The following is an 11,655-nucleotide window of genomic DNA, read 5'->3' as shown; positions in this document are numbered from 1 at the left end:
TCTATTCTGCCTGGGCATCGGCTTGGTTGAGAGCGGTAATGGTCTCCTGATAGGCCAGCAGAAGTTCAGGGCGCTGAGCTTCCGGCACCTCATGGGCCTCAAGACAACGAGCAAAGACATCATTGACGTTCAGATCGTCGAGGGTTTCGTTATCGTGAATTCGGTTGAGCACCCGATCTATTATCCGGTTATTCTTCACACGAAGAACCTCCAGGTTGGTCTCTGCTATCGCAGCTTCGAGTCGTTCACGCAGGTCACCGATCACTTCCCCGCCTACATAGACGATCTCTAACCATGCCTGGCTTTGTGTTGCGGACAGCGCCAGAATCCGGGCGGATATCTCATCCCAGCCACCTTGTATGCGCTCAAGCCGTTGGAAAACCGGTGTCTTGATCAGCGTCACTGTCGCTTCTCTGCCAGCGAACACTATGAGACAGACACTCTTCTCCTGGGCGGCTTCTCCAAAGCCCATCGGCAGTGGAGACCCACTATAGCGCATGATCTCTGAGGCGTTGACCTTCTGAGGGACATGGAGGTGGCCCAGCGCTAGATAGTCGACACATTCCGGGAAGATTCCCGAAGTCACATGGGCAAGTGACCCGACATATAGCTCGCGGACACCATCACCATCAACCGTTTGTCCCCCGGCGGCAAAGAGATGCCCCATGGCAATAATGGGAACCTCGGTACCCAACAAGTTACGTTTCTGTTCAGCCAGGTCACACACCTCAGCATAGTGGGTGCGTATGCCCTCGATCAGTTTCTGTTCCTTGTCGTCAATACTCTCACCGGCTTCCGCCACTCGAATATCGCGATCTCTCAGATAGGGCACTGCACAAACGATAAGTTCCGGGGAGCCTTCACGATTTTGCAGTAGCAGAACCTCATCTTCGCAGTTCTCGCCGGTCGAGCCGATGACGTGAACGTTAAGCGCGCGCAAGAGTTCCTTGGGGGCATTCAGAAATGAGGGAGAGTCGTGGTTACCCGCAATCACAATGACATGGCGACAGGATGAGGCTGCCACACGGCACAGGAACCGGTAGTAGAGCGCCTGAGCACGATTGCTCGGTGTACTTGTATCGAAGACATCGCCAGCCACGAGCAGTACATCCACCTGCTCTTGATCGATTTTCTCCGCCAGCCATGAGAGGAACGCATCGAACTCCTGGTAGCGTTTGCGTCCATAAAGTGCCCGGCCAATATGCCAGTCTGATGTATGGAGGATTTTCATTCCATTGCCTCACCAAAATGGTGCATATTCTACTAGGGCCTGTTACCACTATGCGAATGCCCAGCGTTGGCCCGGAGGGACAGGCCCCTTTTCCGCAGGCCTGCGTTGCACTTTCGTTTATGTACCGCAAGTACACCACGCTCAGTGCGCCTTGTCCTGCGAAAAAAGGGGCTCTGGCGATGGGTATCCGAATAGTGTTAACAGGCCCTTTGGCTTCAATTCGCTTTCCTGCTGTTATTGTTGCATCTAATTGGGATGATTCAACCTGGATTACCAGACTCACTCGGGTGACTTTGGCAGAGTGTCCTGATTTGGAAGGAAACCGTCATGGGAATCTATGCCAGGATTGGAACTGGTGCATCTGGCAAGAGTTGGTGGCAGCACCAAACCAGCAGATCTAACCTGCTGGCCGGTACTGCAAAATACAACATGGTTACTAGCAGATGGCGCCCGTGCTGCATCCACTGGCAGGTATCGCTGCAAATAACGCACGGACCATTGCGGGTGGCAACGGGCGGGAGAATTCACCCATCTCAATTTTTATCTGTGATGTAACGACCCGCGCCGGACTAACATGGATCTCACCTTCTGTCTTGATGGTAGCTGTGCCTTTTTGATCAAAGAACGGTGTCCGCAAAACCACACTATTTTTTCCAAGCAGATGGACATCATTCGACAGTTCCAGCTGAATATCTTCATACTTTCCGACAGATATCATACGGCCATCAAGACGTTGAACCGTAGAAGCAAGGAGATCAAGTTGGACAAGCTTTCCAGCCTTGTTCTCATATAAAACCTGCTGTCTGCCCTGGGCATCTATTCCAGTGATCTTTCTTACCTGGACGAGAACTGTGACCTCCCTACTCAGTAAGGCATTGTTTATGAGATCACTAATACTGTATTGCTTATCAGGTTGCACAGGACCAGCTGATCCTGTTGATACCAACAGAATTGAAGCCGCACACACGTGCAACATATATTTGATCAGGGACATACTTACATCCTCCAATAGCTGTTTTCTTTAGGAGACCAGTTAAAGCTGCGGCCTTTCGGCATCAGGATGTTTTTGGGAAAAAAATCCTAATTACCAAGTTAGTGCAGGTTTCTTAAGAGAAGCTTAAAGGTTTTTCCTCGAAGGGATTTTTGCCAACTCCGTCACAGTACAAGAAACATACCTTATGTATTGATGAGCAATCATACGCACCTGCTGGCATCTCGATGACTTGGTGAGAATAAAACCAATAATGCCTCTGAACAACGCGAGGGGGCAGCAAATAGGCAAGGAACCCGAGCTGGACTACGGGCGGTGCAATTGGGCCGGAGGCGCGCCATAGAAGCATATTCTCCTATTCCTGGTAACTGCCTTTGAACAAATTTTGTATTTGCACGAACTGTAGTGTTAGCATCGACCTTCAAGAAACCTGGAGATTACTGTGGAAATCCTGCCGGCCATGCCGTTCGGGTAACCGCAAGGCAGAAGTTGGATGAGTGAGTGTCCGGATATTCCATAGCGGGATCCGGAATCGGGCCGAACGGCTTGAATGATAGGCACAGGCGGAGAAATCCCTATGAGTGGCGATCAGCAAAACGAAACCGATGACAAGAACAAAGCTGTGAGCAATACCGGCAAGCCGGAGCAACCCCAGGCGCGCATGGTGACAGTTTCCATCATGGGCAAGCCCGCCCTGGTTCCCGATGATGCCACGATCATGCGGGCCATCGAGCACAGTGGCCAGCAGATCATCCGCGGAGCAGGCTGCCGTGAAGGCTTCTGCGGCGCCTGCGGCACTATCTACCGCCTGCCCGGAGACTACCGGATTCATACAGGCCTCGCCTGTACCACCCTGGTCCAGGAGGGAATGGCGCTCTCTCAGATACCCTCAGTACCCCTGGAGAAAGCGGTCTATGACCTGGAAACGATCACTCCTGACGTTGACACCATCAAAGAGCTCTATCCAGTCGTCTTCCGTTGCGTAGCCTGCGGCACCTGCACCAAGGCCTGCCCACAGGGACTTCAGGTGATGGATTACATCCAGTCCGCCATGCGCGGTGACATTGCTGAACTCATGGAACTCTCCTATGAGTGTGTAGGCTGTGGTCTGTGCGCCCTGCGCTGCCCTTCCGAGATCATCCAGCATAAGGTCGCCATACTCGGCAAGCGCCTCTACGGACGCTATCTGCGCAAGGAGAGTAAAGAACTCGATATCCGCATCCAGCAGATAAAGGATCGCGAGTATGACGGCGAGTATGCCGAATTGATGTCCTTGGACAGGAATGCTCTCAGCGAACGCTATTACGCGAGAGATACGGAGTAGCGCGGCCTCCCTGCGGCATTAGGGAAGGTATGACAACACCACTTTCGGGGCGCTTGAAGAGCAGTTTCACAGCGACAACGAGCGTGCTTTCGGAGGAAATGAATGTATCCGGATTATCTAAAAGATTCGCTTGAAAAGGTGGATCAGACTCGATCCAAAAGGCTGGAGCTGGCGAAGATCGACAAGCCTGTCTATCCACCGATGAATGCGGCGGAACGGGAAGACGTGCTCTCAAGATATCACCCCGATTCCGCAACCGCCGCTCGCAGCCGCATCCGCATCGGACCCAACAAGGGTGAACAGCTCACCACCGAGATCACCGATCTCCTCGAAGCCCATTCGATGCTCGACCCGAAGCGGATGGAGGCAAGTCTCGCCAAGCCCGATTACGAGACCGATATGCTGATCATCGGCGGAGGCGGCGCTGGCTGTTGGGCCGCCATCACTGCCATAAAGAACGGCATCAAACCGATGATCGCCACCAAGCTCCGCCTGGGTGACGCCAATTCCATGATGTCCGAGGGCGGCATGCAGGCCGCCGTTGCCCCCCCGGATTCGCCCACCCGGCACTATCTGGACGCCATCGGCGGTGGGCATTTCGATAACAAGCCCGAGCTGGTTCGAGCACTGACCGAGGATGGCCCGGAGGTTGTCAGGGAACTGGAGAATCTGGGTGTCATGTGGGACAAGATGGAGGACGGTTCGCTCCAGGTCCTGCATGGAGGCGGCACCTCGCGCAAGCGCATGGTCTCCTGCCGCGACTACATCGGCGCCGTCATCATGCGTACCCTGATGGACGAGGTGGAGAACCACCCTGACGAGATCAGCATCCGTGAATTCGAGCCGGCCATCGAGCTGCTGCTGGACGACAAGGGCCAATGTGCCGGCGCCGTCCTTTACAATCTCGACACCGAGCAGTTCATGGTGGTCAGGGCCAAGTCGACGGTGATTTCTACCGGCGGATTCGGACGGCTGCATATCCGCGGTTTTGCCACTACCAACCACTATGGCGCCACCGGCGACGGACTGGTAATGGCCTACCGAGCCGGCGCCAACCTCAAATTCATGGATTCGGTTCAGTACCATCCCACTGGCGCCATCTACCCAGAGCAGATTGCCGGCTTCCTGATCACGGAGAAGATCCGTGGTGCCGGGGGCCAACCTTTAAACAAGGATGGTGAACTCTTCGTCTTCCCCCGTGAGCCCCGCGACGTGGAGAGCGCCGCCATCATCCGCGAGTGCAGCAGCGATCGGAACATGGGCGTCGACACCGCCTCCGGTCGCAGCGGAGTATGGCTCGACTCCCCACTCATCGACATGATCCACGGCGAGGGTTACACCAGGCATCAGTTCCCCGGTATGTGCCGGGCATTCGATAATTACGGCATCGACATCGTCAAACAGCCGATGCTGATCTATCCCTCTCTCCACTATCAGAACGGCGGCATCGAGATCAACGAGCGTTGCGAGACCAATATTCCCGGCCTGTTTATCGCCGGTGAGGCTTCGGGCGGCGTCCACGGCCGCAACCGTCTGATGGGCAACTCGGTACTCGACTACAACGTCTTCGGTCGCCGTGTCGGCAAGCAAGCCAGTGAGTACTCCAAATCAGTGAAGCTCGGCAAGCTTAGTCTGGATCATGTGATTGCCTATGATGGTGAGATGACAGAGCAGGGCATCGACAGCGACCTGATCTCGCCGGTGATTCTGCCCTCTTATACTCCAGAGGACGTCAGGCTCCACCAGTTGGCCCGCCTCGGCAATATCCCAGCCCGCCACTCCATACTGCGCAGCCGGATCGGTTGTGGTTGCGGCAACGGGAAGGAAGGCAAGTGAGCGGTTTCCACATTCTCCCATGGTTACTCCCTGACATAGGAGCTATCTCATGACCGTGTTTGTCTCAAGAGACAAGATCAACAGCGGGTTTACCTCCAAGGTTCAACGACTCGCTGACCAGAACCTGATGGCCTGCTACCAGTGTGGCAAGTGTTCCGCCGGCTGCCCCATGGCCGCCTATATGGATGTCCCCCCGAATCAGATGATCCGGCTGGCGCAACTGGGGATGGAAGATGAATTGCTCGATTCCGAAGCGATCTGGCTATGCGTCTCCTGTATGACCTGCAATACGCGCTGTCCCAAAGGGGTTCGGATTGCCGAGTTGATCGAGTCCATGCGCCAGATACAGCTGCGTGCGCGGCAGGATCACCTGCAAGCGGAGAAGATTTCTGCGGCGGATCTGCGCGCCATCCCGCCCATTGCCCTCATCGGCAGCATGAGAAAGTTCACATCATGAAGCTCAGCTATTTTCCCGGTTGTACGCTCAAGAACCATGCGCGGAATTTCGAGGACTCCACCCTGTACGCGATGGATAAGCTTGGGGTGGAGGCGGTGGAGTTGGATCGCTGGAACTGCTGTGGCACCGTCTACTCCCTCTCAGCAGATGATCTGATGCGTCAGGTGGCGCCAGTCCGCAACCTACTGCGCACCAGTGAAAGGGGGGACTCGCAGCTCATGACCGGGTGCTCCATGTGCTTCAACACCCTCAAACGGGCCAACCATCGCGCCCGCGCCAGTGAGGAAGATCTGGCTCGCATGAATGATTTCATGTATGACGAGCCAGTCGATTACGCAGGGGATGTCGATGTCCTGCATGTCCTGGAAGTGGTGCGCGATCAGATCGGATTCGACGCCATTCGCGAGCAGGTAGTCAAACCCCTCGAAGGCCTGCGCGTGGCCTGCTACTACGGCTGCATGCTGGTGCGGCCCAACGAGGCGGCAATCGACGATGCCGAGAACCCCAGGGTGCTTGAGGATCTGATTACGGTCCTGGGTGGCGAGCCGGTGGATTTCAGCCATAAAACCGAGTGTTGCGGCGCCCACCAGACCGTCGATAAACCCGAAATCATCGCCGACAAGACCTACGAAATCCTGGGCTCAGCGAAGGCGCAGGGTGCGGATACGGTGGCGGTAAGCTGCCCCCTGTGCGCGTTCAACCTGGACCATCGTCAGGAGGCAACCCTGAAAATCCATTCTGATTTCCATAGCATGCCGGTCGTCTATTTCTCGCAACTGATGGCCATCGCCCTCGGAGGATCCGAGTCGGTACTGAGGCTGGATCTCCATCACACGCCCCCCGGTCCCCTGCTGACCGGGAAAGGTCTGCTCTGAGGGAAACAGGATGGCATTCGGCAAAATCAAACAAATCACCGGTGTTGTCACCATCAACAAGGCTTGGTGCAAGGGTTGCGGCTTCTGCGTCAATTATTGCCCGACCGATGCCCTTGCCATGTCACCCGAATACAACGCCAAGGGATATCATCCCCCGTACATCAAATCGCCGGACGATTGCAGAGATTGCGATTTCTGCCAGACGATCTGTCCGGAATTCGCCATTTACGTCACCCGCAAGGCGGAGACAGAGGAGAATGAGAATGCGTAAGACTGCCGCCGATCCGAAAGGTGTACTCGAGGGTTCTCACTTCCTCGACGGCGATCACGCAATTGCCGAGGGGGCATTGGCGGCCGGATGCCGCTTCTTTGCCGGTTATCCAATCACGCCGTCGACCGAGACCGCTGAACGATTTGCCGAGCGCTGTCCGGGTGTCGGTGGCATGTTCATTCAGATGGAGGATGAGATAGCGTCCATCGCGGCCCTTGTAGGTGGCGCCTGGGGTGGGCAGAAGGTGATGACGGTGACCTCAGGCCCTGGCCTCTCTTTGATGATGGAAAATCTTGGTCTGGCCGTCATGACAGAAACCCCCATGGTGATCGCCGATGTCCAGCGTGCCGGTCCATCCACCGGCTTGCCGACCCTTCCCGCCCAGCAGGATATGATGCAGATACGATGGGGATCTCACGGTGACTACCGGATTATTGCTCTCTGTCCGGATTCACCGCAGGAGTGTTTCGATCTGACGGTGGAGGCATTCAACCTGTCGGAAACCTATCGGGTTCCAGTCTTCATCATGACTGACGAGACAGTTGGTCACATGCACGAAAAGGTTGTTATACCGCCCGCCGAAGATATAGAGGTTGTGGAACGCAACTATTACGAGGGTCCCAAGGCAGATTACCGGCCCTACAAGTTCACCGGCAAGGATGTTGCGCCCATGGTCAAAGCAGGTGACGGATACCGGTTCCACATCACCGGCCTCACCCATGACGAGCGCGGCTATCCACACCTTACCGTGGAGCAGAACGAAAAAGTTGTTACCCACCTGATCGAAAAAATTGACTCCAACGCAGATAAGATTATTCAGCTCGATGAGAGTGAGATGGATGGTGCGGAGGTCGTTGTCGTCTCCTACGGCATCACCTCACGAATCGTCTCCCGGGCGGTGCAGTTGGCGCGTGAAGAAGGCATCAAGACGGGGTCGATGCGGCTCATCACCATCTGGCCCTTCGCGGAGAAGAGAATCGAGGAACTGGCCGGCAAGGTGAAGGCTATCGTGGTTCCGGAAATCAATTACGGTCAGATGGTAAGGGAGGTCGAACGCAGTGTAGCCGGCCGATGCAAAGTCGTCAGCGTCCCCCATTGCGGTGGCGCGGTGCATGATCCCGAAGTCATCCTTGACGCTATCAAGGAGGCCAGCAAATGAGCATTGAAGTGAATATCGATAAATTCCGTGCAGAGAGCCCAATGACGGATTTCCTCCGCATGGAGCGGATGCCGCACATCTGGTGCCCGGGTTGCGGGATCGGCACCGTGGTCAACTCCTTCGCCGAAGCCGTCAATAAGAGCGGCATCGACATGGACAAGCTGGCGGTGATCTCCGGCATCGGCTGCACAGGACGGGTTGCCGGCTACGTGAACTTTGATTCCATCCACACCACCCATGGGCGCGCCATCCCCGTCGCCACAGGTCTCAAACTGGCCAACCCCGATATGAAGGTGGTGGTGGTCAGCGGTGACGGCGATCTCACGGGTATCGGCGGTAACCACTTCATCCACGCCGCCCGCCGCAACATGGACATCATGGTCATCTGTGTTAACAACTTTACCTACGGCATGACCGGCGGGCAGTTGACGCCGACTACACCGCTGACGGCCAATGCTTCCACCACCCCCTACGGTAACTACGAATACCCCTTCAGTCTGCCGTTTCTGGCAGACGCCTGTGGGGCAACCTATGTCGCGCGCTGGACTTCTCTGCATGCGCGCAATATTACGAAATCGATCCGCGAGGCGCTGAACCACAAGGGCTTCTCTTTCATCGAGGTGATTGCCCCCTGCACCACGCTCTATCAGCGCCGTAATCGCTTGGGTGATGGTCTTGATGCCCTCGAGTACTACAAAGAGGAAGCTGGGGTTGAGAAAGATGTCGATACCCGCGAAGTGGGTATCGACTTCCAGAGCGATATCGCCATGGGCAGATTCGTCAAGCAGGATAAACCGACCTATGAAGAGGCGGTCAATGAGCGTTATGCCAATGTCCTGGGCGACGACTACCAACTCTACGGTATGAGCAAGCCTGAGCGTGAGGAGAAGGCCAAGCGCGAGGCAGAGGAGAGAGCCAAGATGCAGGCCCTGATGGAAGATGAAGAGGCCCAGATGATGGCCGAGGATATGGGCGTGGATGAGGAGGGTTTGTAGATGCATGAGGTTAGATTCTCCGGCTTCGGTGGCCAGGGCATCGTCCGTTGCGCCCTGATTACCGGCAAGGCGCTGTCGATGTATGACGACAAGTTCGCGACCATGACCCAGAGCTTCGGACCTGAGGCCAGGGGCGGCGCCTGCAGTTCCCAGTTAGTGGTCTCCGAAAGTCGTGTTCTCTATCCTTATGTCACCCTGCCGGGGGTACTGATCGCTCTGTCACAGGATTCCTACAACACTTATGAGCCGAAGCTGAGGGACGGCGGCCTCCTTATATATGAAGCTGATCTGGTCACGCCCAAGGAAGATGACGGGCGGGTACAGATGTATCCCGCACCCGTCACCCGTTTCGCAGAGGAGTTGGGCAACCGTCTGTTCGCCAATCTGGTGACCCTGGGTTGTTTCTCCGCCATTACCAAGATTGTGACCCCGGAGGCGATGAAGAAAGCCCTGCCGGGTCTGATCCCGGACCGCTTTCTCGAGATCAACAAAAAAGCTTTCGACAAGGGTTTTGAATACGGGCTCGAATCGCTGGAGAAGAAGCCACTCGTAACTGGGGACGCGCAATGAAAAAACGCACCGGTGTCTTCGTTTGCCACTGCGGTAAAAATATTGCCGCCACTGTCGACGTCAAGAAGGTCGCGCAGGAGCTGGCCAAGGATGACGGTGTTGTTTTTTCTGAAGACTATGTCTACATGTGCTCGGATCCTGGCCAGGGTGCAGTCATCGACGCCATCAAGGAAAACGACCTCAATGGCATGGTCATCTCCTGCTGTTCGCCGACCCTGCACGAGAAGACCTTTCGCGATGCCTCCGAGCTGGGCGATCTCAATGCCTTCCAGTGCGAGATCGCCAATATCCGTGAGCAGTGTGCCTGGGTCCATAACGACATGGAAGTGGCCACCGAAAAGGCCCTCAAGATCACCCGCGCATCGGTGCGTCGTGTGCAGCACAATCAGGCACTCGAACCCATAGGGGTTCCTGTGACCCGCCGCGCCCTGGTGGTTGGTGGCGGTATCGCCGGCATTCAGGCGGCGCTCGATATGACCGATGCCGGCCTCGACGTTATCCTGGTGGAAAAACAGTCGACCATCGGCGGTAACATGCTTAAGCTGTCGGAGACATTCCCGACACTCGACTGCTCCCAGTGTATTCTGTCGCCGAAGATGGTCTCGGTGTCGAAGAACTCCAAGATCACGCTGATGACCGAGAGCGAAGTCGAGAGTATTTCCGGCTTCGTCGGCAACTTCAAGGTCAAGATCAAGAAAAAAGCGCAGTTCGTCGATCCCGAGCTGTGTAAGATCTGCGACGACTGCACCCCGGTCTGCCCTGTCGCCGTGCCTAATGAGTACGACGTGGGCCTGACCAACCGCCGCGCCATCCATATCCCCTTCGCCCAGGCGATTCCTGCCTCCTTTACCCTGGATGAAGAGGCCTGCCTCGGCCTCGATCCCGTGGTCTGCGGCAAGTGTGAAGAGGTCTGCGAAGTCGGGGCTATTGATTACGACAAGAAGCCGACTGTCACCGAGGAAGATATCGGGGCGATCGTTGTTTCCACCGGATTCGATCTCTACGGCATGGAACATATGGGGGAATTCGGTGGTGGGCGCTACCCGGATGTGCTCGACGGTCTCCAGTTCGAGCGTCTCTGCTCGGCCTCAGGCGCCACCGAAGGCGATATTCTGCGGCCATCGGATCATAAGGTGCCCAAAGAGGTGGTCTTCATTCAGTGTTCCGGTTCGCGGGATCCGGAGAACCACTGCGCCTACTGTTCAAAGATCTGTTGCATGTACACAGCCAAGCACGCAACCCTCTACAAACACCATGTCCCCGATGGGCAGGCCTATATTTTCTACATCGATATCCGCTCCGGCGGCAAGGGTTACGAGGAGTTCGTGCAGCGCTCGATGGAGAATGACGGCGTAATCTACCTGCGTGGAAGGGTCTCCAAGGTCTACGAAAAAGACGGCAAACTCAAGGTGATGGGCGTCGATACCCTGGCCGGGCGAAACGTCGAGATCAATGCCGACATGGTGGTTTTGGCCCAGGCGATGGAGCCTTCCAAGGGGACTGCCGAGATCGCCAAGATCCTGAAGATAGGACGCGACAAGGACGGCTTCCTGGCCGAGGCACATCCGAAGCTGAAACCGGTGGAGAGCGTGACAGCAGGCATCTTTCTCGCCGGCGCCGCCCAGGGTCCGAAGGATATCCCGGAGACGGTCAGTCAGGCGGGCGCTGCCGCCAGCAAGGTCATCGCCCTGCTCTCCAAGGATCAGCTGGCGCACAGCCCGACGGTGGCGAAGGTCAGAGACCCCTGGTGCACCGGCTGCGAGATGTGCGTCGACGCCTGCCCCTATGATGCCATTGCCCTCGTGGATGGTAAGGCCCATGTTAACGAGGTTCTGTGTGAAGGCTGTGGCTCCTGCGCGGGCGTCTGCGTACGCGCCGCCATCGACGTCAAGAACGTCACCCAGCTTCAGGTTCACGAAATGATCAGCGCCATCATGGCGTAATTG

The 11,655-nt window shown here is 56.3% G+C and carries 11 protein-coding genes; 9 read left to right on the top strand and 2 right to left on the bottom strand.

Annotated elements, in window-relative coordinates:
• Position 1: 1 nt before the first annotated feature.
• Positions 2-1,231, bottom strand: coding sequence for an exonuclease subunit SbcD (sbcD, locus tag HPY30_15615; GenBank protein QYZ67283.1), 1,230 nt, complete (start codon positions 1,229-1,231; stop codon positions 2-4).
• A 436-nt stretch (positions 1,232-1,667) separates the two neighbouring features.
• Positions 1,668-2,225 (bottom strand): hypothetical protein, encoded by a 558-nt coding sequence (locus HPY30_15610; protein QYZ67282.1) that lies wholly within the window; start codon positions 2,223-2,225, stop codon positions 1,668-1,670.
• A 574-nt stretch (positions 2,226-2,799) separates the two neighbouring features.
• On the opposite strand from HPY30_15610, the gene HPY30_15605 reads away from it, so the two are divergent.
• From HPY30_15605 to HPY30_15565, 9 genes are all read left to right on the top strand, one after another.
• Positions 2,800-3,546, top strand: a complete 747-nt coding sequence (locus HPY30_15605) for a 4Fe-4S dicluster domain-containing protein (protein ID QYZ67281.1) — start codon at positions 2,800-2,802, stop codon at positions 3,544-3,546.
• A gap of 102 nt (positions 3,547-3,648) precedes the next feature.
• Positions 3,649-5,382 (top strand): FAD-binding protein, encoded by a 1,734-nt coding sequence (locus tag HPY30_15600; protein QYZ67280.1) that lies wholly within the window; start codon positions 3,649-3,651, stop codon positions 5,380-5,382.
• Positions 5,383-5,431: 49 nt separating this feature from the next.
• Positions 5,432-5,839 (top strand): 4Fe-4S dicluster domain-containing protein, encoded by a 408-nt coding sequence (locus HPY30_15595; protein QYZ67279.1) that lies wholly within the window; start codon positions 5,432-5,434, stop codon positions 5,837-5,839.
• Complete coding sequence (locus tag HPY30_15590) at positions 5,836-6,714, top strand: CoB--CoM heterodisulfide reductase iron-sulfur subunit B family protein (protein QYZ67278.1); 879 nt, start codon at positions 5,836-5,838, stop codon at positions 6,712-6,714. The genes HPY30_15595 and HPY30_15590 overlap by 4 nt, the downstream gene beginning before the upstream one ends.
• Before the next feature lie 10 nt (positions 6,715-6,724).
• Positions 6,725-6,985: a 4Fe-4S dicluster domain-containing protein gene (locus HPY30_15585; protein QYZ67277.1), complete on the top strand. Its 261-nt coding sequence runs from the start codon at positions 6,725-6,727 to the stop codon at positions 6,983-6,985.
• Positions 6,978-8,144: a 2-oxoacid:acceptor oxidoreductase subunit alpha gene (locus HPY30_15580; GenBank protein ID QYZ67276.1), complete on the top strand. Its 1,167-nt coding sequence runs from the start codon at positions 6,978-6,980 to the stop codon at positions 8,142-8,144. The genes HPY30_15585 and HPY30_15580 overlap by 8 nt, the downstream gene beginning before the upstream one ends.
• The gene (locus HPY30_15575) at positions 8,141-9,139 is read left to right on the top strand and encodes a 2-oxoacid:ferredoxin oxidoreductase subunit beta (protein ID QYZ67275.1); all 999 of its coding nucleotides are present in this window, start codon (positions 8,141-8,143) and stop codon (positions 9,137-9,139) included. The genes HPY30_15580 and HPY30_15575 overlap by 4 nt, the downstream gene beginning before the upstream one ends.
• Positions 9,140-9,709 carry a pyruvate ferredoxin oxidoreductase gene (locus HPY30_15570; GenBank protein QYZ67274.1) on the top strand — a complete coding sequence of 190 codons (570 nt, stop codon included), beginning with the start codon at positions 9,140-9,142 and terminating at the stop codon, positions 9,707-9,709. It begins immediately after the preceding gene.
• Positions 9,706-11,652 carry a CoB--CoM heterodisulfide reductase iron-sulfur subunit A family protein gene (locus HPY30_15565; protein ID QYZ67273.1) on the top strand — a complete coding sequence of 649 codons (1,947 nt, stop codon included), beginning with the start codon at positions 9,706-9,708 and terminating at the stop codon, positions 11,650-11,652. Before HPY30_15570 ends, HPY30_15565 begins: the two co-directional genes overlap by 4 nt.
• Positions 11,653-11,655 lie beyond the last annotated feature (3 nt).

The sequence above is a fragment of the Gammaproteobacteria bacterium (ex Lamellibrachia satsuma) genome, assembly GCA_019623805.1.
In the GTDB taxonomy this organism is placed as follows: Bacteria; Pseudomonadota; Gammaproteobacteria; order Chromatiales; family Chromatiaceae; genus QGON01.
This window is presented reverse-complemented; position numbering and strand designations above follow the sequence as displayed.

What these genes read in the sequence shown, in the direction of transcription:
- sbcD (QYZ67283.1), bottom strand. Translation starts at nt 1,231, where the DNA reads ATGAAAATCCTCCATACATCAGACTGGCATATTGGCCGGGCACTTTAT.
- HPY30_15610 (QYZ67282.1), bottom strand. Translation starts at nt 2,225, where the DNA reads ATGTCCCTGATCAAATATATGTTGCACGTGTGTGCGGCTTCAATTCTG.
- HPY30_15605 (QYZ67281.1), top strand. Translation starts at nt 2,800, where the DNA reads ATGAGTGGCGATCAGCAAAACGAAACCGATGACAAGAACAAAGCTGTG.
- HPY30_15600 (QYZ67280.1), top strand. Translation starts at nt 3,649, where the DNA reads ATGTATCCGGATTATCTAAAAGATTCGCTTGAAAAGGTGGATCAGACT.
- HPY30_15595 (QYZ67279.1), top strand. Translation starts at nt 5,432, where the DNA reads ATGACCGTGTTTGTCTCAAGAGACAAGATCAACAGCGGGTTTACCTCC.
- HPY30_15590 (QYZ67278.1), top strand. Translation starts at nt 5,836, where the DNA reads ATGAAGCTCAGCTATTTTCCCGGTTGTACGCTCAAGAACCATGCGCGG.
- HPY30_15585 (QYZ67277.1), top strand. Translation starts at nt 6,725, where the DNA reads ATGGCATTCGGCAAAATCAAACAAATCACCGGTGTTGTCACCATCAAC.
- HPY30_15580 (QYZ67276.1), top strand. Translation starts at nt 6,978, where the DNA reads ATGCGTAAGACTGCCGCCGATCCGAAAGGTGTACTCGAGGGTTCTCAC.
- HPY30_15575 (QYZ67275.1), top strand. Translation starts at nt 8,141, where the DNA reads ATGAGCATTGAAGTGAATATCGATAAATTCCGTGCAGAGAGCCCAATG.
- HPY30_15570 (QYZ67274.1), top strand. Translation starts at nt 9,140, where the DNA reads ATGCATGAGGTTAGATTCTCCGGCTTCGGTGGCCAGGGCATCGTCCGT.
- HPY30_15565 (QYZ67273.1), top strand. Translation starts at nt 9,706, where the DNA reads ATGAAAAAACGCACCGGTGTCTTCGTTTGCCACTGCGGTAAAAATATT.